General features: G+C 70.6%; 19 protein-coding genes and 1 riboswitch. Of the genes, 7 read left to right on the top strand and 12 right to left on the bottom strand.

From position 1 onward, the window contains the following. Positions 1-125 precede the first annotated feature (125 nt). A complete protein-coding gene (locus tag QIT00_RS37735) occupies positions 126-758 on the bottom strand; it encodes a PadR family transcriptional regulator (protein ID WP_282540024.1) in 633 nt (210 codons plus the stop codon). A 252-nt stretch (positions 759-1010) separates the two neighbouring features. Between QIT00_RS37735 and QIT00_RS37730 the strand changes: the two genes are divergently transcribed. From QIT00_RS37730 to QIT00_RS37720, 3 genes are all read left to right on the top strand, one after another. After that, positions 1011-1631: a DinB family protein gene (locus tag QIT00_RS37730; protein ID WP_282540023.1), complete on the top strand. Its 621-nt coding sequence runs from the start codon at positions 1011-1013 to the stop codon at positions 1629-1631. Positions 1632-1700: 69 nt separating this feature from the next. Further along, on the top strand, positions 1701-2408 hold the full coding sequence (locus QIT00_RS37725; RefSeq protein ID WP_282540022.1) for a class I SAM-dependent methyltransferase: 708 nt from the start codon (positions 1701-1703) through the stop codon (positions 2406-2408). A gap of 60 nt (positions 2409-2468) precedes the next feature. Further along, positions 2469-3278, top strand: coding sequence for a PhzF family phenazine biosynthesis protein (locus QIT00_RS37720; protein ID WP_282540021.1), 810 nt, complete (start codon positions 2469-2471; stop codon positions 3276-3278). Between the two features lie 119 nt (positions 3279-3397). Here QIT00_RS37720 and QIT00_RS37715 read toward each other — a convergent pair whose 3' ends face one another. Next, positions 3398-4198 (bottom strand): CPBP family intramembrane glutamic endopeptidase, encoded by an 801-nt coding sequence (locus QIT00_RS37715; protein ID WP_282540020.1) that lies wholly within the window; start codon positions 4196-4198, stop codon positions 3398-3400. A gap of 203 nt (positions 4199-4401) precedes the next feature. On the opposite strand from QIT00_RS37715, the gene QIT00_RS37710 reads away from it, so the two are divergent. Beyond that, positions 4402-6180, top strand: coding sequence for a substrate-binding and VWA domain-containing protein (locus tag QIT00_RS37710; RefSeq protein WP_282540019.1), 1779 nt, complete (start codon positions 4402-4404; stop codon positions 6178-6180). Between the two features lie 24 nt (positions 6181-6204). Here QIT00_RS37710 and QIT00_RS37705 read toward each other — a convergent pair whose 3' ends face one another. Next, entirely contained in the window at positions 6205-7728 is a 1524-nt protein-coding gene (locus QIT00_RS37705) for a glutamate--cysteine ligase (protein ID WP_282540018.1), read from the bottom strand. A gap of 502 nt (positions 7729-8230) precedes the next feature. Between QIT00_RS37705 and QIT00_RS37700 the strand changes: the two genes are divergently transcribed. Continuing rightward, positions 8231-8848 carry a hypothetical protein gene (locus QIT00_RS37700; protein ID WP_282540017.1) on the top strand — a complete coding sequence of 206 codons (618 nt, stop codon included), beginning with the start codon at positions 8231-8233 and terminating at the stop codon, positions 8846-8848. A gap of 258 nt (positions 8849-9106) precedes the next feature. After that, positions 9107-9313 carry a DUF5999 family protein gene (locus QIT00_RS37695; protein ID WP_282540016.1) on the top strand — a complete coding sequence of 69 codons (207 nt, stop codon included), beginning with the start codon at positions 9107-9109 and terminating at the stop codon, positions 9311-9313. A 118-nt stretch (positions 9314-9431) separates the two neighbouring features. On the opposite strand, the gene gcvP is transcribed toward QIT00_RS37695, so the two are convergent. Next, on the bottom strand, positions 9432-12317 hold the full coding sequence (gcvP, locus tag QIT00_RS37690) for an aminomethyl-transferring glycine dehydrogenase (RefSeq protein ID WP_282540015.1): 2886 nt from the start codon (positions 12315-12317) through the stop codon (positions 9432-9434). Between the two features lie 180 nt (positions 12318-12497). Further along, positions 12498-12603: riboswitch (glycine riboswitch) on the bottom strand. A 157-nt stretch (positions 12604-12760) separates the two neighbouring features. Between gcvP and QIT00_RS37685 the strand changes: the two genes are divergently transcribed. Next, a complete protein-coding gene (locus QIT00_RS37685; protein WP_282540014.1) occupies positions 12761-13150 on the top strand; it encodes a PRC-barrel domain-containing protein in 390 nt (129 codons plus the stop codon). Here the strand turns inward: QIT00_RS37685 and QIT00_RS37680 are convergent. The 8 genes from QIT00_RS37680 to QIT00_RS37645 all read right to left on the bottom strand — a co-directional run bounded on the left by QIT00_RS37680 (position 13054) and on the right by QIT00_RS37645 (position 20016). Beyond that, positions 13054-14586 carry a DNA polymerase IV gene (locus QIT00_RS37680; RefSeq protein WP_282540013.1) on the bottom strand — a complete coding sequence of 511 codons (1533 nt, stop codon included), beginning with the start codon at positions 14584-14586 and terminating at the stop codon, positions 13054-13056. The genes QIT00_RS37685 and QIT00_RS37680 overlap by 97 nt on opposite strands. 70 nt (positions 14587-14656) lie before the next feature. Then, the gene (locus QIT00_RS37675; RefSeq protein WP_282540012.1) at positions 14657-15334 is read right to left on the bottom strand and encodes a MerR family transcriptional regulator; all 678 of its coding nucleotides are present in this window, start codon (positions 15332-15334) and stop codon (positions 14657-14659) included. 122 nt (positions 15335-15456) lie between these two features. Next, on the bottom strand, positions 15457-15930 hold the full coding sequence (locus tag QIT00_RS37670) for a bifunctional nuclease family protein (protein ID WP_006123076.1): 474 nt from the start codon (positions 15928-15930) through the stop codon (positions 15457-15459). Between the two features lie 53 nt (positions 15931-15983). Further along, on the bottom strand, positions 15984-16730 hold the full coding sequence (gene ftsR, locus QIT00_RS37665; protein ID WP_282540011.1) for a transcriptional regulator FtsR: 747 nt from the start codon (positions 16728-16730) through the stop codon (positions 15984-15986). 44 nt (positions 16731-16774) lie between these two features. Beyond that, complete coding sequence (locus QIT00_RS37660) at positions 16775-17728, bottom strand: FHA domain-containing protein (protein ID WP_282540025.1); 954 nt, start codon at positions 17726-17728, stop codon at positions 16775-16777. An 85-nt stretch (positions 17729-17813) separates the two neighbouring features. Continuing rightward, positions 17814-18785: a DUF881 domain-containing protein gene (locus QIT00_RS37655; RefSeq protein ID WP_282540010.1), complete on the bottom strand. Its 972-nt coding sequence runs from the start codon at positions 18783-18785 to the stop codon at positions 17814-17816. Positions 18786-18790: 5 nt separating this feature from the next. Further along, positions 18791-19123 (bottom strand): small basic family protein, encoded by a 333-nt coding sequence (locus tag QIT00_RS37650; RefSeq protein WP_019708255.1) that lies wholly within the window; start codon positions 19121-19123, stop codon positions 18791-18793. Further along, positions 19120-20016, bottom strand: a complete 897-nt coding sequence (locus QIT00_RS37645; protein WP_282540009.1) for a DUF881 domain-containing protein — start codon at positions 20014-20016, stop codon at positions 19120-19122. The genes QIT00_RS37650 and QIT00_RS37645 overlap by 4 nt, the downstream gene beginning before the upstream one ends. Positions 20017-20156 lie beyond the last annotated feature (140 nt).

Below are 20156 nucleotides of genomic sequence, written 5' to 3'. Positions count from 1 at the left end.
CCCCGCCCCCCCCCCCGCCCCGGGCGCCCCCCCCCCCCCCCCCCCCCCCGGAGCCCTAGGCCTGAGCCTCGCCAGGCCCCTCAGACCTCATCGCATCAGACCTCATCGCCTCAGTCCTCATCGCCTCAGTCCTCATCGGCCAGGATGAGATACAGCTTCTTCCGGGCCTCGTTGACGACCGCGAGGGCCTTCTGCCGCTGCTCGGCCGAGCCGGTCTTCCAGACCTGGCCGAAGGCCTCCATCAGACCGAAACCGGCCTGCCGGATCTCGTTGATCGTGTCCCAGTCGACGCCACGGCCTGCGTCCTCCCAGGGGGCTTCGGGCCCTTCGTCGGCCGCGCTCGTACCGGCCTCGGTGAGCGAGAACAGCTTCTTGCCGCCCTCGGTCTCGCTGACGATCAGGCCCTCGTCCTCGAGGAGTTGGAGCGTCGGGTAGACCGAACCGGGGCTGGGCTTCCACGCCCCGCCGCTGCGCTCGGCGATCTCCTGGATCATCTCGTACCCGTGCATCGGCCGGTCCTTCAGGAGCGCCAGGATCGACGCGCGTACGTCACCACGCCGCGCCCTGCCGCGACCGCCGCCCCGACCTCGGCCGCCCCAGGGGCCGCCGGGCCCACCGGGCCCACCGAATCCGGGCCCGAAGGGACCGAAGGCGGGCCTCCGCCCCTCGAAGTCACCCCAGCCACCGGGCCCACGTCCGCGGCCGTGGCCGTGGGAGTGCGGGTGCTCATGTCCGTGTCCATGTCCGTGGGAACGCATGGGAACCACTTCCTTTTCGTATTCGTACGTCTCGATTTCCTCGCTTCGATTCACATCGACGCGCACCGGACCGACTAGCTCGCTGATCCATCACGCCTCTGTCGCGATGCTTCAACGATATATCGGAACTGTTCGCCTGGCAAACAGTGCGACTGCACATGGTCTGATCAGGCCGTTCGTGGAGGCTCGCGGCGGACTGCCGGGGATGGCCTGCCCGTGACCAAAGATCACAGCAGCGGCACACTGGGCCGCATGACCTCAACGGCTCCCAAGACCGACCTCCGCTTCTACCTCCAGTCCGCCCGCGACGCCCTGCTGTGGAAGCTCGAAGGGCTCTCCGAGTACGACGTGCGTCGCCCCCTCACGCCGACCGGCACCAATCTCCTCGGCCTCGTCAAGCACGCCGCGAGCGTCGAACTCGGCTATCTCGGCGACACGTTCGGCAGACCGTCCGGTGAACCGCTGCCCTGGGTGGCCGAGGACGCCGAGGCCAACGCGGACATGTGGGCCACCGCCGACCAGTCGCGGGAGTTCGTCGTCGGGCTCTACCACCGCGCGTGGGCGCACGCGGACGCGACGATCGAGGCCCTGCCCCTGGACACGGTCGGCAAGGTGCCGTGGTGGCCGGGCGGCAAGGACGCGGTGACGCTGCACCACGCCGTCGTCCGCGTCATCGCCGACACCCACCGGCACGCCGGCCACGCCGACATCGTGCGTGAACTCATCGACGGCGCGGTGGGGATGAACAAGGGCCGCGAGAACATGCCGTCGGACGAGGTGAGTTGGTGGGCGGAGCACCACGAGCGCCTGGAGCGTACGGCTCGGGAGGTCAAGGAGCAGGTCAAGGAGCAGGTCAAGGAGCGGTCGTCCTGATTGGCCAGAGGCCAGGGGGCACTCCCCGGCCCGGGCCCGTTGTCAGACCCCTCCCCTAGTGTCGTCAGCGTGACCGATACCGCCTGCCTCACCGCGATCCGCGACTCCTACGACACCGTGGCCGCCGACTACGCCCGACTGGTCAAGTCCCCGGGCGAGTTGGACCCGCTGTCGCGCGCGATACTGGCCGCGTTCGCCGAGGTCGTGCGGGTCGGCGGGCTGGGCCCGGTCGCCGATCTCGGCTGCGGTCCGGGCAAGGTCACGGCGTACCTGGCCGGGCTCGGACTGCCCGTGTTCGGCCTCGACCTGTCGCCCCGCATGGTCGCCCTCGCGCAGCGGTCCCGCGCGCGGCGGTCCCGCGCGGACGGGGGCAACGGCAGACGGCCCGGCCCCTTCGCCGTCGGCTCGATGACCGCCCTGCCCGTGCGGGACGGCGCGCTCGGCGGGATCCTCGCGTACTACTCCACCCACCACCTGCCACCCGAGCTGCTCCCGGTCGTCTACGCCGAGTTCCGCCGCGCGCTCGCCCCGGGCGGCACGCTGATGCTGGCGGGGCATGTGGGTGACGGCGAACGGGTGCGCCCGGAGCAGGCGTACGGCCACCCGGTGTCGTACGAGTCCCATCTGCTGCCGTCCGAGCGAATCGCTCAACTCCTGGGCGAGGCAGGGATGTTGGTCACCTCTCGGACCGAGCAGGCACCGGAGGGCGGCGCGCGGCGGGCCGTCGCCACCTTCCTCGCCCGCAAGCCATCTGGCCGACCGGACCACCCCGAATGAGTCCACTCATCTCGAATTGGCCTTGGTTCCGGCTCGCCCCGGGCCCGTAGCGTCGGTCTCATGCGGATTCGAATCGTCGACGCCTTCACCGACCGACCCTTCGCCGGCAACCCCGCCGGCGTACTGCTCCTCGACGCCTTCCCCTCCGACGACTGGCTGCAGAACGTCGCCCTGGAGGTCAACCACGCCGAGACCGCCTTCGCCCACCCGCTCCCCGAGGGCGGCGAGGCCGACTGGGCGCTGCGCTGGTTCACCCCGGCCACCGAGGTCGACATGTGCGGTCACGCCACCCTGGCGACGGCCCACGTCCTGCACTCCACCGGCGCGGCTACCGGGCCCGTGCGCTTCGCCACCCGCTCCGGCGTGCTCGTCGCCACCGCCCAGGAGGACGGCTCGATCACCCTCGACTTCCCCACCGCGCCCCTCACCGAGGTGACCGTCGACCCCGCCGTCGGCAAGGCACTCGGCGCGGAGCCCGTCGCGGCCGCCGACACCGGGCCGAACGTCGGCGACCTCCTGGTCGAGCTGGCCGACGAGCAGGCGGTGCACGCCCTCACCCCCGACCACAAGGCGCTCGTCGCCCACTCGAAGCGCGGCATCATCGCCACCGCACGCGCCGAGGACCCAAGCCGTGGGTACGACTTCGTGTCGCGCTGCTTCTTCCCCCGCGTCGGCATCGACGAGGACCCGGTGACCGGCAGCGCCCACACCGCCCTCGCGCCGTACTGGTCGCAGCGCCTGGGGCGGGACGAGCTCACCGGACTGCAGGCCTCCCCGCGCTCCGGCCGCGTACGCACCGCGCTGCGCGGCGAGCGCACCCTGCTCACGGGCCGCGCGGTCACCGTGATCGAGGGCGAACTGCACGCCTGACAAGGCGAGTCGCGCGGGCGGGGCGCCACACGGACCGCCGGGGGGGCGGCAGCGGGCGCCGGGCGCCCCGCCCGCGCAGCGGCTCACGCCGTAGGCAGCCGCCCCGCCCGCACAGCAGCTCACGCCGTAGGCAGCCACCCCACCTTCCCCGCGAGCAGCGCGTACCCCACGAACGCCCCCACGTCGAGCAGCGTGTGCGCGACGACGAGCGGACCCACCCGGCCCCAGCGTCGGTACAGCCAGACGAAGACCACACCCATCACCATGTTCCCGATGAACCCACCAATGCCCTGGTAGAGGTGGTACGAGCCGCGCAGCACCGAACTCGCCGCGAGCGACGCACCCGGCGACCAGCCCAACTGGTCCAGCCTGCGCAGCAGATAGCCGACGACGATGACCTCTTCGACGATCGAGTTCTGCGCGGCGGACAGGACCAGGACCGGGAACTTCCACCACACGTCCGGCAGCCCCTCCGGCACCACCGTCAGGTTGACCCCGAGCTCTCGGGCCGCCAGGTAGAACGCGATGCCCGTGCTGCCGATGCCCGCCGCGATCACCGCACCGCCTCCCAGATCCGGCAGTGGCCGCCGCAGGTCGAAGCCGATCGCGCGCAGCCCGGCCCCTTCGCGTACGAGCAGATGCGCGACGAGCGCGACCGGCACCAGAGCGGTCGCGATGCCGAACAGCTGCCAGGCGAGATCGAGCCAGGGGCGGCCGGGCGCGGCCGAGGCGTTGAGCGTGGCCGCCTGGTCCTTCAGACCCCCCGGCTTGGTGACCGAACCGACAAAGCTGATCAGCGCGGACACCGCGCTCGCGCCGAGCGACAGCGCGAGGACGAGCAGTGTCTCGTCGCGAAAGATCCGTCTTGTCGGTCGTTCCTGGCGAAAAGAACCAGCCACCGGTCCTGCCTCAGACTGCACCCTGCCTCCATCTGTTCAATCCCGCCGCATGCCCGTCCAAGCCCCGCTAGGGTCTCTCGAATGCGGGTGCGAAGATCGTGCACGACAAGGCCGAAAGCGAGCGTACGTCGACGCGGGGCGCAGCCGCCTCGTTCCGTTCGCTCTGCCGGTGCGCGTTCCGTTCGCGACGTGCGTCGGCGCGCTCAAGGAGGGGCACCACCGGCATGGGACGCCACCACTCGCCCAACACGGAAACGACGTACGCCACGGACGCGGCGCGATCGCGTCGCCGCGCCCGCCGCCGCACGGTGTCCATCGCGACGATCCTGGTGCTCGGCGTGGCGACGGGCGCCGGTTTCGCCGTGCGGGGCGGCCTGCTGACGTTCGCCGGTTCCTGCGAGGACGACGCGGTCCAGCTCGACATCCTCGCCGCGCCGGACATCGCCCCGGCCCTGGACGAGGCCGCCGAGCTCGCCCGCGACCAGGACGTGACGTCCGACGGCCGCTGTCTCGACGTACGCGTACGGGCCGAGGAGCCGCACAAAGTCGCCGGTTCGCTGCAGGGCGACGGCGCCCCGGAGTTCGAGGTGTGGGTGCCGGACTCCGACCTGTGGGTGGACCGCGCGAGCCTCGGCGACAGCGGAGAGGAGCTGACTCCGGCCGGGAACATCGCTTCGTCGCCGGTGACGATGGGCATGGTGCCCTCCGCCGCGAAGTCGGCCGGCTGGCCGGAGAAGCGGTACACCTGGGCCGAGTTGACCGCGCTCGCCACCAAGGGCGACAAGCTCCGCCTCGGCGCCGCCGACCCCGCGCGCAGCGCCAGCGGCCTGCTCGCCCTGACGAAGATCGGCGCGTCCGCGGCGAAGGCGGACGGCCCGCAGAGCGACACCCAGGTCGCCGCCACCGCGAAGCTCCTGGCCGAGCGCGTATCCGGCAGCGACACCCGCGCCCTGCAGACGGTGGCCCGCGACGACTCCGGCACCGAGCAGGGCGATCCACGCCGCAACCAGGCGCTGATCGTCTCCGAGCAGGCCGCGTTCACGCACAACCGGGAGGCGGGCGAGGACGGCCGGTTGGAGCTGTTCTACCCGAAGGACGGCGCGCCACGCCTTGACTATCCGTACACCCTGGTCGACGAGTCGCACATGAGCACCGACGAGAGCCGGGCCGCGCTGCGCTTCATGACGCTGCTCGGCGAGGACGACAGCCGCGGCCTGCTGCAGAAGCACGGATTCCGCTCCGGCGAGCAGGAGGAGCCTGCCGAGGACCTGGTGACGGCGGCGGGCGGCCGCGAGCCCCAGCCGTACGCCACGGCGCCGGCCGAGCCTCCGGCGCCCAAGGACCTGCAGGCCACCCTCGGCATGTGGACCATCACGGTGCAGAGCGCCCGGCTCACCACCGTCGTCGACGTCTCCAACTCGATGGGCGAGACCGTGCCGAACCGCGGCCAGTCCCGCCTGGAGGTCACCAAGGCGTCCCTGGTGCGCGCGCTTTCGCAGTTCACGCCGGAGGACGAGATCGGCGTCTGGGAGTTCGCCACCTACCTCGACGGCACGCGCGACTACCGCAAGCTGGTCGAGACCCGCCGCCTCGGCGACCGTACGGGCGGAGGCACCACCCAGCGCGAGCGCCTCACCGCCGCGTACCGCGCACTACACCCCAAACCCGGCTACACCGGCCTGTACGACACCTCGCTCGCCGCGTACAAGGACGCCCAGAAGTCGTATGTGAAGGGCAAGTTCAACGCCGTGGTGATCCTGACGGACGGCGCCAACCAGGACCCGGGGTCGCTCAGCCGCCGGGCCGTGATCGACGAGCTGCAGCGGCTCGCCGACCCGAAGCGGCCCGTCCCGCTGATCGCGATCGCGGTCGGCCCGGACGCCGACGAGAAGGAGGTCAAGGAGATCGCGGCGGCCACGGGCGGCAGCGGCTACCAGATCGATGACCCGACCCAGATGCAGGAGGTCATCCTCAAGGCGATCATCGCGGCGGGCGGCAACTGACGCTCCCGGCAGGCCGGTCGGCCGCTACGCGGGAGGAGTGGCCGGCGCCGGCAGCAGACCCGTCGGCCAGGTGTGCACCGGCTCGCCCAGATGCATCAGCTCGCTGTAGCGGCGCGTGGTCGCCGCCAGCGCGTCCTGCCGCGCCAGGCCGCCCCGTACCGCCCGGTGAAAGGTCGCCGCCTGCCAGGACGCCCCGTTCACGCGCCGTCTGCACCGCCCCTCGATCACCCCGAGGTACAGGTCCCGGTCCCCCGGCTCCACCCCCCACACGTCGAGCCCGGCCGCGGCCAACGGCAACAGCTCGTCCCGTACGAGATCGACCGCGGGCAGCACCTGCGTACCCCCGAACCGTCCCGAGCGCGGCCACTCCAACTCCGCCTCGATGCCGTAGCGGCAGGCCGCGTCGAAGTTCCGCTCGGCTGACTCGAACGGCAGCCTGGTCCACACCGGCCGCGCGTCCTCGGCGAGGGCCCGCACGATGCCGTAGTAGAACGCGGCATTCGCGATCACATCCGTGACCGTCGGCCCCGCTGGCAACACCCGGTTCTCCACCCGCAGATGCGGTACGCCGTCCACGACCCCGTAGACCGGACGGTTCCAGCGGTAGACCGTGCCGTTGTGCAGCGCCAGCTCGGCGAGGCTCGGCACGCCGCCGTCGTCCAGCACGCGCAGCGCGTCCTCGTCGTCGCAGATCGGCAGCAGCGGCGGGAAGTAGCGCAGATTCTCCTCGAAGAGGTCGTACGCCGAAGAGATCCAGCGCTCCCCGAACCAGGTACGCGGGCGCACTCCTTGGGTCTGCAGCTCGGGCGGCCGGGTGTCCGTCGACTGCAGGAACAGCGGCGGCCGCGACTCACGCCACAGCTCGCGCCCGAACAGGAACGGCGCGTTCGCCCCCAGCGCTATCTGTACGGCGGCCACCGCCTGCGCGGCGTTCCACACGTCCGCGAACCGGTCCGGGGTCACCTGCAGATGCAGTTGCACGGAGGTGCAGGCCGCTTCGGGCGCGATGGACGTCGAGGTGCACACCAGCCGCTCCACGCCCTCGATGTCCAGGGCGAAATGCTCGCCGCGGGCGGCCACCATCTGGTCGTTGAGCAGCTTGTAACGCTCCACCGCGGAAAGGTTCGCGGTCACGAGATCGTCCTCGCCGAGCGTCGGCAGAATACCGATCATCACGATCCCGGCGGCGACCTCGTTGGCCTTTCGGTGGGCGTAGCCGAGTCCGGTGCGCAACTCCTCGGCGAGCTGGTCGAAAACGCGGCCGCGGAGCCGGTGCGGGGCAATGTTGACTTCCAGGTTGAACATGCCGAGTTCGGTCTGGAAATCACCACTCGCGATACGTTCGAGCACTTCCGCATTCAACATCCTCGGCAGCCCGTCGGGCCCCGCCAGATTCAGCTCTATCTCCATCCCCATGAGATTCTGCGGCCGGTCGAAACGCTCCTCTTCGAGGAGCCGGCGCAGCGCCGCGAGACACTGCTGCACCTTCCTGCGGTAACGCTGCCTGTCGGCCAGGTCGAACGCGCCGGCCGCGACCTTCTCCCCCATCGAAGTGTCCCTCCTCGATTGGGCAGCCCACCGCATGCCGCTGCGCCACGGAGGATATGCCCAGGCATGGTGATCGATAACGCCCCGCACATGCCCATCGCCCACTACGCTCAACCCTGTTGTCGTCCGGCACATTCAAGGGGCAAGCGCCACAACGCAGTTGCACGCCGTACATGCCTCGTGAAAAGCGCCGACAACATCAGGCCGACCCGTCGCGGAACAGATCCCGAGGTCACGGAGACGGCCCTCACAAAACCCCGGGACACACCTCGAATTGGGCCGACCGATTAGCGCCTTGCGGGCCCCTGTGGATACGGCTAGATGAAACAACGTCAGAACACACGTCGTATAAACTCCGCGAACGAGGCAGAGAGTCGGCGCTCCCGGGACGTCCGTCCCGCGCCCCCTCTGACCCCCAGAGCCGACAGCGCCGTCCCGCTCTGCCCCGGTGCGCCCGCCGCCAGCCGCGCACCCCAGCCTGTCGAACGAGAGGCGACCCACCATGCCGCTGCATGCCTTCACCGCCCCCGCGCCCGCCCTGCGCAGCGTCCTCGCGGCACTCGGTTCCCCCACGGCCGTGCGCGAGGCGCGCACCCCGGCCCTGCGCGCCGCCCAGGGCCCCGTACGCCCCGAACTCCCGCTGCCCGTCCACGTGTTGGACCGGATCGGTCCGCTCTCCGGCCCGGCCCGCACCGCCGCCCTCGACAGCGCACCCCGCACCCGGCTGACGGGCTGGCGTTTCCTGCTCCACTCCGGTGAACAGCCCGTGGCCGCGGCCGACACCATGCTCACCCCGGACGGATGGACGTTCTCGCACTTCTTCGAGGGCCCGTACGTCACGTCCACCGCACACGCCCTGCGCCAGGCCGAGGGGCTGCCGGTGACGTACCAACCGCGGCTCCTGTCCGTGCCCGAGCTCTACATGCTCACGCTCTGGCTGCACGGCGACCTCGCCGCCGACCCGGGCGAGGGCGCACCCCGGCCGGCCGACCTCCTCGTACCGCTCGCGCCCGCCCCGCCCGGCATCGCCGCCCACCGGCCGCACCGCGTCGCCAATCTGCTCCCGGTCCTCACGCACCGGATCACGCCCGCGCCGCCCCTGCTCGGCTCACCCGCCTGACGGACCCAACCGGACCAGACACCGCCTAGCCCGATTCGGCCACCCCGAACCACCCGAAGAGACAACGCAGTTGGCTGAACCAGCCGCACGAGTGATGCGTCCTCATCAGGTGTGGAGCGCTGTCGTCAAATGCCTGCGGAATCACTTCTGTAGGGCAACACTTGGATCCGACCGACACACAAACGGGGGGCGGAAATGAACGCCGCATCGAGTCGCAGGACGCACATCCCCACCACGACGCACCGAAAGATCACATCCATGTGCCAGCATCAGCCGCCCTGTCCCACAGCCGACTCCGCCGACCGGGAAGCCGCGCTGCTCGTGGCGCACCACCCGGAGCAGGGCTGGAGCCTGCTGTGCAACGGAGTCCTGCTCTTCGAGGACACCGGTGAGCTGCTGCCGAACGGGCAGATCATCGCCCCGCACCGGCCGCTCGGCACCGACCAGGTGGTGCGCGCCGCCTAGCGCGTGCCGTTCAGGCACATCGAACACAACGGGCCGGCCCGGAGATCACTCTCCGAACCGGCCCATTTTTGCGCTCAGTCACCCGCGCCTACGAGCTTTCACCCGTGCCTACGAGCTTTCAGCCCTCGTACGCGTCGATCGGCGGGCAGGAGCAGACCAGGTTGCGGTCGCCGAAGGCCTGGTCGACGCGGCGCACCGGCGGCCAGTACTTGTCGGCGGCCTCCACACCACCCGGGAAGGCGGCCTCCTCGCGGCTGTACGCGTGCTCCCACTCGCCCGCGAGCACCGCGGCGGTGTGCGGGGCGTTGCGCAGCGGGTTGTCCTCGGCGGTCCACTCGCCCGAGCCGACCTTCTCGATCTCGGCGCGGATGGCGATCATCGCGGCGCAGAACCGGTCCAGTTCGGCCAGGTCCTCGCTCTCGGTCGGCTCGATCATCAGCGTACCGGCGACCGGGAACGACATGGTCGGCGCGTGGAAGCCGTAGTCGATGAGGCGCTTGGCGATGTCGTCGACCGTGACGCCCGTGGCCTTGGTGAGCGGACGGAGGTCGATGATGCACTCGTGCGCGACGAGGTTGCCGGGACCGGTGTAGAGCACCGGGAAGTGCGGCTCCAGGCGCTTGGCGATGTAGTTCGCGCCGAGCACCGCGACCTGCGTGGCGCGCTTGAGGCCCTCGCCGCCCATCAGCCGGACGTACGACCACGAGATCGGCAGGATGCCGGCCGAGCCGAACGGCGCCGCCGAGATGGGGCCGACCCCGGTCTCCGGGCCCGCGGCCGGCTGCAGCGGGTGATTCGGCAGGTACGGCGCGAGGTGCTCGCGCACACCGACCGGGCCGACGCCGGGACCGCCGCCGCCGTGCGGGATGCAGAACGTCTTGTGCAGGTTGAGGTGCGAGACGTCGCCGCCGAACCGTCCCGGCTTGGCGAGCCCCACCAGGGCGTTGAGGTTCGCGCCGTCCACGTACACCTGGCCGCCCGCGTCGTGCACCTGCGCGCAGATGTCGGCGACGTGCTCCTCGAAGACGCCATGCGTCGAGGGGTACGTGATCATCAGCACGGCGAGCTCGTCGCGGTGCTTCTCGATCTTGGCGCGGAGGTCCTCCACGTCGATCTCGCCGTCGTCGGCGGTCTTCACGACGACGACCTTCATGCCGGCCATCACGGCACTAGCGGCGTTCGTACCGTGCGCGGAGGACGGAATGAGGCAGATCGTGCGCTGCTCGTCGCCGTTCGCCCGGTGGTACCCGCGCACCGCGAGCAGACCGGCCAGCTCGCCCTGCGAACCGGCGTTCGGCTGCAGCGACACCTTGTCGTAGCCGGTGACCTCGGCCAGCCGCTCCTCCAGCTCACGGATCAGCGTGAGGTACCCCTGCGCCTGCTCGGCGGGCACGAAGGGGTGCAGCGCGCCGAACTCGGGCCAGGTGACGGCCTCCATCTCGGTCGTCGCGTTGAGCTTCATCGTGCAGGAGCCGAGCGGGATCATGCCGCGGTCGAGCGCGTAGTCCCGGTCGGAGAGGCGGCGCAGGTAACGCAGCATCGCGGTCTCGGAGCGGTACTGGTGGAACACCGGATGCGTGAGGTACCCGTCGGTGCGCAGCAGGTCCTCGGGCAGCGTGTCCGCGACGGCGGAGTCCAGCGCCTCGACCTCTGCCTCGACGCCGAACGCGGCCCACACGGCGGCCAGTTGGGCCCGCCCGGTCGTCTCGTCGCAGGCGATCGAGACCTGGTCGGCGTCCACGAGGTGCAGGTTGACGCCCCGCTCGCGCGCGGCGGCCACGACGTCGGCGGCCCGGCCGGGCACGCGCGCGGTGAGGGTGTCGAAGTACGCGCCGTGCACGATCTCCACGCCGCCGGCCTTCAGGCCCTCGGCGAGGATCGTGGCGTACCGGTGGGTGCGCAGCGCGATGTCCTTCAGGCCCTGCGGACCGTGGTACACGGCGTACATCCCCGCCATCACGGCGAGCAGCACCTGCGCGGTACAGATATTGCTGGTCGCCTTCTCCCGGCGGATGTGCTGCTCACGGGTCTGCAGCGCCAGGCGGTACGCCTTGTTGCCGTCGGCGTCGACGGAGACACCGACGAGACGGCCGGGCAGGCTGCGCGCGAACTTGTCGCGCACCGCCATGTATCCGGCGTGCGGGCCGCCGAAGCCCATCGGCACGCCGAAGCGCTGCGTCGTACCGACCGCGATGTCCGCGCCCAGCTCGCCGGGCGAGGTCAGCAGCGTCAGCGCGAGCAGGTCGGCGGCGACGGTCACGATCGCCCCGAGCTCGTGCGCCTGCTCTATCACCGGCTTCAGATCGCGGACGGCACCGGAGGCGCCCGGGTACTGCAGCAGCACGCCGAAGACACCGCGCTCGGCCACCTCGGCCGGGATGCCCTGCGAGAGGTCGGCGACGACGACCTCGACACCGGTCGGCTCGGCGCGCGTCTCGATCACGGCGATCGTCTGCGGCAGCGCGTCCGCGTCGATCAGGAACACACCGTCCTTGACCTTGCCGACCCGGCGCGACAGCGCCATGGCCTCGGCGGCCGCGGTGCCCTCGTCGAGCAGCGAGGCGCCCGAGGTGGGCAGCCCGGTCAGGTCGGCCACCACGGTCTGGAAGTTCAGCAGCGCCTCGAGCCGCCCCTGCGAGATCTCCGGCTGGTACGGGGTGTACGCCGTGTACCAGGCCGGGTTCTCCATGACGTTGCGCAGGATCACCGGCGGCGTGAACGTGCCGTAGTAGCCGAGGCCGATCATCGGGGCGAGGACCTCGTTGCGGTCCGCGAACGACCGCAGTTCGGCGAGGACTTCGGCCTCGGTGCGCTCACCGGGCAGGTCCAGCGCCTCGGTGCTCTTGATCACGTCCGGCACGGCGGCCGCGGTCAGCTCGTCCAGGGAGCCGTATCCGACGTGGGCGAGCATCTTGGCGCAGGCCTCGGCATCGGGGCCGATGTGGCGCTGCTCGAAGGGAATGCCGCGCTCCAGTTGGGAGAGCGGAATGCGAGGGGCGTTCATTGCGGAGGCCTCCTGGTCGTTTGCGACCTACGAGGGGCACCACGGCGCGGGTACCCGGACGGCCTCCCCCTCTGTCATCTCAACCTGAGAGTTTCACCGGACCGCCCGCTCGCTGCGACCCGGCTTTCACCGTCGGTGAGAGCGGAAGCCGTCGACACCCGCTCTGCTTTCCAGAGTGACCTCGTCCGTGCGGTACAGGTGCCTGAGAGATTCCGGGGAGGATTTGCTCCTTCGGCGCCTCCGATCGGCGTCTTCGTCGACCGGAGAGCTCTCCCGCACGGGGTCAGCAGCCTCGGCCAGCCTACCAGCGCGGACATCCGGCGAGTCGGGGTGAGCCGGGCCGATCAAGGCTCGAGTGGCCTTCGCCAGGAAACTGCTCTTTCGTAGTGATGACGGATGTTTTTGCAGTGCAGACGGATGACTCGCGACCTTCTGGAGGGACCGTGCAGACCGATATGGATCCGCGCAGCCTGATCGGCCGGAAGGCATTCGACCGCAACGGCTCCAAGCTGGGCACCGTGGACGAGGTGTACCTCGACGACGCCACCGGCACCCCTGAGTGGGCTGCGATACGCACCGGCCTGTTCAGCCGGGACGCCTTCGTGCCCCTGGAACCGAGCGAGTTCAAGGAGGGCGCCCTCCGCGTCCCCTTCGAGCGCTCCCTCATCAAGGACGCCCCCGACTTCGGCGTGGGCCGCCACCTCTCCCCCGAGCAGGAACTGCAGCTCTACCACCACTACGGAATCGACGTCTCGGCCCCCACGGAATCCCCTCCTCCGGACCGCGACTTCGGCCGGATCGCGGGCTCCGACGAACCGGAATCCCCCGCCTGAGACCCGTACGACGACTGCCCCTCCTCGCCGTCGTCCGCCCCGGCCACGAGCGGCAGCGGCTCCCCCGGCTCCAGCAGCGGATCGTCACTCCGGAACGTCCGCACCCGCCCCGGCGGCGACCACGGCGTCTCGAACCGCACCGTGACCCGGCCCAGGCCGCTCCCCTGCACCCAGCCGGGCCCGAACTCCGCGTGCCGCACGTCGTGCCCGGCCAGCCAGCGCCGCTCAGCCGGGGCCTCGACGGCCGCCTCCTGCGCCGGCACGGCCTCCTCGGCCTCCCGGCCCGCCGCCTCCGCCACAGCCTCCTCCTCGCCCCGCTCCAGCCGCTCCTGTTCCTCCTTCGCCTGGGCCGCCTGGGCCGCCTGGGCCGCTTGCGCGAACAGGTCCTCCTGCGTGAAGTCGGCGAGCCCGGACACGCCCACCCCGAGCAGCCGCACCCCGCCGGTGGTGTCCACTGCGTCGAGCAGCCGCGCGGCCGCTTCCCGTACGACACCGGGGTCGTCCGTGGGCCCACGGAGCGTCTCGGATCTGGTCAGCGTCGAGAAGTCGTACCTCCTGACCTTCAGGACCACCGTCCGGCCCGAGTGGCCGCCCGCCCGCAGCCGCTGCACGCACCGCTCCGCGAGCCGGTCCACCTCAAGGCGGACCCGCACCCGGTCGTGGATGTCGATGTCGAAGGTGTCCTCCACCGACACCGACTTCGTGTCCCGCTCGGCCACCACGGGCCGCTCGTCCCGCGCCAGCGCCATCTCGTACAGATGCATGCCGTGCGCCTTGCCCAGGAGCCGTACCAGCTCGTCCTCCCCCGCCTCGGCGATCTCCGCGACGGTGGTGATCCCCGCCCGCCGCAGATGGTCCCCGGTCACCGGCCCGACCCCGGGCAGCGTGCGCACCGACATCGGCCCGAGCAGCTCCCGCTCCGTGCCGGGCACGATCAGGCGCAGCCCGTCCGGCTTGGCCTCCTCCGAGGCGATCTTCGCCAGCATCTTGGACGCCGCGAGCCCCACCGACCCCGTCAGCCCCGTCACCGCGCGTATGTCCACCCGCAGCCGCTCCCCCACAGCCCGGGCGGACGGCTCGTCCGAGGCCACCCCGCCGGCCTCCAGATCCACGAACGCCTCGTCGAGGCTGAGCGGCTCCACCAACGGGGAAAGTCCTCTGAGCAGCTCCATGACCTGCTCGCTGATGTCCCGGTAGAGCCCGAAGCGCGGCACGAGATACGCGGCGTTCGGCGCCAGCCTGCGCGCCTGCCCCATCGGCATCGCCGAGTGCACCCCGAACCGCCGCGCCTCGTACGACGCCGTGGCCACCACACCACGCGGCCCGAGCCCGCCCACGACCACGGCTTTTCCGCGCAGGCTGGGCTTGGCCGCCTGCTCCGCCGATGCGTAGAAGGCATCCATGTCCAGATGCAGAATCGTGGGCGCCAGTCTCACAAGACCGATGCTGCCCTACGCCACTGACAATGCGGCGCCGCCAGGGCACCCACAATCGCGTAAGCCCCCGTCAGACGGCGCGATTACGGCGCCGCGCCAGCTCGTCCGTCGGGTTGTGCCCGATGAGCGTCTCGCCGGTGTCGATGCGCTCACCGTGCAACTGCGACAGCGCCGCTTCCACGTCCCGCCACACCACGCCCACGGCGATCCCGAAGACCCCCTGGCCGCCCTGGAGCAGATCCACGACCTCGTCGGGCGAGGAGCACTCGTAGACCGTCGCACCGTCGCTCATGAGCGTCATCCGCTCCAGGTCCGCGAACCCGCGGTCCCGCAGGTGCTGGACCGTCGTCCGGATGTTCTGCAGCGAGACACCGGTGTCCAGAAAGCGCTTCACGATCTTGAGGAGGACCACGTCGCGGAAGCTGTAGAGCCGCTGGGTCCCCGATCCGTACGCAGGCCGCACGCTGGGCTCCACCAGGCCCGTACGCGCCCAGTAGTCCAGCTGTCGGTAGGTGATGCCGGCTGCCGCACACGCGGTCGGTCCCCTGTACCCCACAGAATCCGGCGCCACGTCCACCCCACTCAGCGCAGGCCGCTGCGGCCCCTGCCCGACTGCCCTGCCGTGGAGCGGATACGGCCCGCTCTCTCCCGGAATCCGTCCGGAAGCTCCCCCAGCCGTACCGTCGCCGCTGCTTCTCACGCCGACCTCCGTCCTTGACCTGCCTTCTCGACGGTAGGCAGTACCCATGGGTGCGTCAACGAACGCCACACTCCCCAGGCCGAGTGATAATCACCCTGAGAGTGGTTTCCGGTGCGCGAACGCCGGGAAAGGCTGGCCGAATGGTCTGACAGGCCCGCCTGAGCGGCGCTTCACTGGCTGTTGGTGCCGAAATCCTCCGGCGAGATCTGGTCGAGGAACTCGCGGAACTTCTCCACTTCGTCCTCCTGCTCGTCCGGAATCGCGATCCCCGCGTCATCGAGCACACCGTCACTGCCGTAGATCGGCGTACCGGTGCGCAGCGCGAGCGCTATGGCGTCGGACGGACGGGCGGAGACCTCGACCCCGCTGGCGAACACCAGCTCCGCGTAGAAGACGCCTTCTCGCAGGTCCGTGATGCGCACTTCCGTGAGTTCCTGCCCCACGGCCTCCAGCACGTCCTTGAAAAGGTCGTGTGTCAGCGGCCTGGCAGGCGCCATCCCCTGCTGTGCGAAGGCGATCGCGGTCGCCTCCCCTGGTCCGATCCAGATGGGGAGGTACCGATCGCCTCCCACTTCACGCAGGAGCACGATCGGTTGGTTGGAGGGCATTTCGACCCGGACACCGACGACGTCGAGCTCATTCACACAGCAACCCTAGGACCTGCCCGGCCGGTTTGGGTAGTCGGGCCGCCTCCGACTCAGTGCAGCCGCACCCGCAACGCGGTCTGCACGAGCGCCGAATGCAGCCGTACCGTCAGGCTCGCCAGCTCTTTCGTACGCGCTTCCGCATGCGCTCTGGTCTGCGGATTACGGTGCCTGCGCAGCGGCGCGACCACCTGCTCGACCAGGCCCGCCTCACGCTCCGCCGAGGCCCGCATCGCCCGCAGATGCCTGGGCTCGATCCCGAAATCCCCGAGCTGCGAGAGCAGCCGGGCCACCTGCACGGCCTCGATGTCGTACCCGCCGTCCGCCACTGGCGTGATCAGGCCGTACGACTCCCAGTCGTCGAGCTGCTCCCCGCTGACCTCCGCCGCCGCCAGGAACTCCGCCCGCCCGACCAGCGCCGCGGCGTGCACCACGACCTCCGGAAGGTCGTCGGAGGGGTCCGCGGGCCCCCGCTGCGGCCCCACGGAGGGCAGCTGTACGGCCTCGCCGCGCTCTACGGCGTCCAGGTGCTCCTTGATGACCCGCAGCGGCAGATAGTGGTCGCGCTGCATCCGCAGCACCTGAGCCAGCCGCTCGACGTCCTCAGTGCTGAACTTCCGGTACCCGGACGGTGTGCGCTGCGGCTCGACGAGCCCCTCGGACTCCAGGAAGCGAATCTTGGAGATGGTGACCTCGGGGAACTCGTCGCGCAGCTGATGGAGCACCGAACCGATGCTCACCAGGCGACCGCCCGCGGTGGCGGTGCCGGAATCGGCACCGCCCCTCGGTGATTGACGCATGAACCTTCCCTGGAGTGCTCCCCCGGGCGGAGCCAGGGGGAGGGTCAGATGCTCCGCTGGCTCCCGTAGAACACCAGCCGGTACTTACCGATCTGCACCTCGTCGCCGTTCGACAGCAGGACCGAGTCGATCCGCTCCCGGTTGACGTACGTGCCGTTGAGGCTGCCCACGTCGGAGACGGTGAAGTTGCCGTCGGCGCCGCGGCGGAACTCGACATGGCTGCGCGACACCGTCACGTCGTCCAGGAAGATGTCGCTCTGCGGGTGCCGGCCGGCCGTCGTCAGCTCTCCGTCGAGGAGGAAGCGGCTGCCCGAGTTCGGACCGCGGCGCACCACCAGGAGGGCCGAGCCGAGCGGCAGCGCGTCCACAGCGGCCTGCGCCTCCGGGGACAGCGCGGGGGACTGCGTCTGCCCCGTCGCCTCCGCGTCGTACGCCTCGATACCGGAGATCGAGATCGTCGACGTCGTCTCCGAGGGGCGCTCCGCGGCCGCGCCCGCGCGCAGCGGCGAACCGCAGTTGGAACAGAACCTGCTGGCCTCGGCGTTCCGATGCCCGCACCTGGTACAAACCGGCAAGGCCGACATGGACGGATCCTCCTGCCGCGCGGCGTCGGATGCGTACGGGCCGGACGCAAACTCTCCACCCGTACTTGAGGTTGACGGTTCTCCGAAACCTATGCGGCCGGACGCCGCAGGGTCAACAGAAGACGCGCCCCGGCCGCCCGAAAGGTCCCCGCTGCCGCCGGACACCTCATCGCGGAACAACGGCCGGTCGGCGCCCTGCGCCTCGGCCTGGTGCGGCGCACGGTGCCGAGCGGTGGCGTCGCCACCGTCCTCTCGGCCACTCTTGCCGAACAACTTCGCAAACAACTTCACGGGCGATTCCCCTTGACCGAAACAGACCCGCCCGTGGGGCAGGACGAACCCTGAATGCTCACACCGGCGTACATCGGGAACACGGACGTACTCATACTCACAACGTCCGTAACCACCCGACAGTTTCCACCACGCACCAAACTTCCGATGCGTCGACCCCCCGCTACCACTTGTCCCTGCACAACTGCCTTCATCCACCCCCGCCTCACTAGGAGGACGACCGAGCGTAGTCAGGACGATTCGCCCGTCGCAAGGCATCCACGACGATCTTCTCGGCCTGTGCCACGGCGACCGTGGCCTGCTCCTTCTCGAGCGTCTGCACCACGCCACCGGGGATGTTCAGCGCGGGCTCCAGGTCCTTGGGCTTGCCGATGACCTTGAAACGGTACGGCGACGCCACCTTGCGTCCGTCCACGCGCACACCCCCTTCCGCATCCTCCAGATAAGTGCTTGCCACCACCCGTACGTCGTTGATCTGGATCGCCTCCGCACCGGCCGCGCGCAGCTCCTGGATCGCGTCGAGCAGCATGTCCGCCTCGACGGCGCCGCGCGCGTCAGTCACGGTCAGCGTGATGCCCGGTCCCTGGGCCGCCACCGTGCCCGCGAGCACGCCCAGTTGCCGCTCCTTCTCGATCGTCTGCTTGCGCGCCTCCTCGGCCTGGTCCGAGCTGTTCTCCAACTCGGTGCGCTGGTCGTCGAGACGCTGCTTCTCGTCCTCTAGACGCTGAGTACGGTCGTCGAGTTCATCGAGGATGCGGACGAGATCTTCCTGCCGCGCCCCGCGCAGAGCACTGCTCTCGCTGTTGGAGGCCACCTGGATGGCCAGACCGAGCCCGAGCACGAACAGCAGCAGCGCCACGGTGAGTTGGGCCCGCGACACCTTCGGCGGCCACAGGCTCCGAGCGAGGCGCCGGCGGCCGCTCTGCTCTTCCTCCCCGCCGGCCGGGTCGGCCGCACTCGGCTCGCCGCCCGGTCCGCCGCCGCTCGCCTCGGCGGTGGCCTCCGCTGTTGCCTCCGCTGTTGCCTCGCCCCCGTTCCCCGTGTGCTTCTCGGCACCCTTGTCCGTGCTGTTCTCCCTGTCCTTCTCAGCGCCCTTGGCCGCGCTCGCGGCCGGCTGAGCGTCCTCGGCGCCTTCGCCGGACGGCTTGTTGGGCTCCTCGGGGGGCAGTGCGCTCCTCATCGGCCTCACGCCCGGAACACGTGCCGCCGGATCGCGGCAGCGTTGGAGAAGATCCGGATACCGAGCACGACCACGACACCCGTCGAAAGCTGCGCGCCCACGCCCAGCTTGTCGCCCAGGAACACGATCAGCGCGGCCACGACCACGTTGGAGAGGAAGGAGACGACGAACACCTTGTCGTCGAAGATCCCGTCGAGCATCGCGCGCAGGCCACCGAACACCGCGTCGAGTGCCGCCACGACGGCGATCGGAAGATACGGCTCGACCACCGCGGGAACCTCTGGCCGGACCAACAGTCCGACCACGACTCCCACGACGAGGCCCAGTACGGCGATCACGATGTGCCCTTTCCTGCTTGTGGCTCGGCATTGCGCACGATCAGGCTCGGCGCGGCGGGCAGCCGCACCTCGTCCTCCACGTAGATGCGCGCCCTGATGTTGAAGTTCTCCTGCAGCGCGTGCAGATACTGACCGTCGACGCTGTCCTGGAAATCCGTGCTCAACTGCTGCCCGTTCCCCACGGCGAGCACCGTGTACGGGGGCACCAGCGGCTTGTTGTCGACCAGTATGGCGTCGCCCGCCGCGCGGATCGCCGACAGCGAGGTCAGCCGCTGCCCGTTGATGGAGATGGCCTCCGCGCCGGACTGCCAGAGGCCGTTGACGACCTGCTGCATATCGCGGTCACGCACCCGGCCGTTGTCGGAGAAACCGCTGCTCTCACGCGGCCCGCCCCCGCCCTGCTCGGTGTCCTTCGCGTCGTCGACGACCAGGCGGATTCCCGGCCCGTACACCTCGGTCGCACCCGAGAGCAGAGCCGTCAACTCTCCCTTGTCGCCACCGTGCTTCTGCAGTGCGGCGCGCTGCCGCTCGCCGACGTCCTCGCGCAGCGCGTCGACGTCGGCCTCGATCTTCTCGGCGGCCTCGGTCTCGCGCTCGATGCGGTCGATGAGCTCCTCGCGCTCCTTGGCGACAACCGGTGCCGCTATCCGCGCCTGTGCCGCCCCGACCGTCACGATCAGAGCGGCCAGCACCAGGCCGAGCGCAAGGCCCAGCTTCGCCCGCAGCGTACGCGGCAGACCTCCGCTGCCCTCCGCCTGCTTGCGCGCCGCCGCCTCCGCGTAACCGTCGTCGAGGCTGTGGTCCATCACATTGGTGAGCAGCGACATCGAAGCGTCCGGGCGCGAGGGCGGGGAGGGCGTGCTCCAAACGGGGGGCTGCGGCATGCCGCACATCGTCGCACGTCGCGCCCCGTACCTCCGAATGGCCCCACCGGCGTGGGGGGGGGGGGGGCCGGCCCCCCGCCCCCCCCCCCCCCCCCCCCCCCCGCCCACCCCCCCCCCCCGCCCCCCGGCATCGCCGACATCACGGCGAT

This window comes from Streptomyces luteolus (genome assembly GCF_029968015.1).
GTDB lineage: Bacteria > Actinomycetota > Actinomycetes > Streptomycetales > Streptomycetaceae > Streptomyces > Streptomyces luteolus.
The sequence above is the reverse complement of the archived record's forward strand: the minus strand, read 5'-3'. Positions and strand labels throughout refer to the sequence as shown.

What these genes read in the sequence shown, in the direction of transcription:
- QIT00_RS37645 (WP_282540009.1), bottom strand. Translation starts at nt 20,016, where the DNA reads ATGTGCGGCATGCCGCAGCCCCCCGTTTGGAGCACGCCCTCCCCGCCC.
- QIT00_RS37735 (WP_282540024.1), bottom strand. Translation starts at nt 758, where the DNA reads ATGCGTTCCCACGGACATGGACACGGACATGAGCACCCGCACTCCCAC.
- QIT00_RS37730 (WP_282540023.1), top strand. Translation starts at nt 1,011, where the DNA reads ATGACCTCAACGGCTCCCAAGACCGACCTCCGCTTCTACCTCCAGTCC.
- QIT00_RS37720 (WP_282540021.1), top strand. Translation starts at nt 2,469, where the DNA reads ATGCGGATTCGAATCGTCGACGCCTTCACCGACCGACCCTTCGCCGGC.
- QIT00_RS37700 (WP_282540017.1), top strand. Translation starts at nt 8,231, where the DNA reads ATGCCGCTGCATGCCTTCACCGCCCCCGCGCCCGCCCTGCGCAGCGTC.
- gcvP (WP_282540015.1), bottom strand. Translation starts at nt 12,317, where the DNA reads ATGAACGCCCCTCGCATTCCGCTCTCCCAACTGGAGCGCGGCATTCCC.
- QIT00_RS37655 (WP_282540010.1), bottom strand. Translation starts at nt 18,785, where the DNA reads ATGAGGAGCGCACTGCCCCCCGAGGAGCCCAACAAGCCGTCCGGCGAA.
- QIT00_RS37710 (WP_282540019.1), top strand. Translation starts at nt 4,402, where the DNA reads ATGGGACGCCACCACTCGCCCAACACGGAAACGACGTACGCCACGGAC.
- QIT00_RS37675 (WP_282540012.1), bottom strand. Translation starts at nt 15,334, where the DNA reads ATGGGTACTGCCTACCGTCGAGAAGGCAGGTCAAGGACGGAGGTCGGC.
- QIT00_RS37705 (WP_282540018.1), bottom strand. Translation starts at nt 7,728, where the DNA reads ATGGGGGAGAAGGTCGCGGCCGGCGCGTTCGACCTGGCCGACAGGCAG.
- QIT00_RS37695 (WP_282540016.1), top strand. Translation starts at nt 9,107, where the DNA reads ATGTGCCAGCATCAGCCGCCCTGTCCCACAGCCGACTCCGCCGACCGG.
- ftsR (WP_282540011.1), bottom strand. Translation starts at nt 16,730, where the DNA reads ATGCGTCAATCACCGAGGGGCGGTGCCGATTCCGGCACCGCCACCGCG.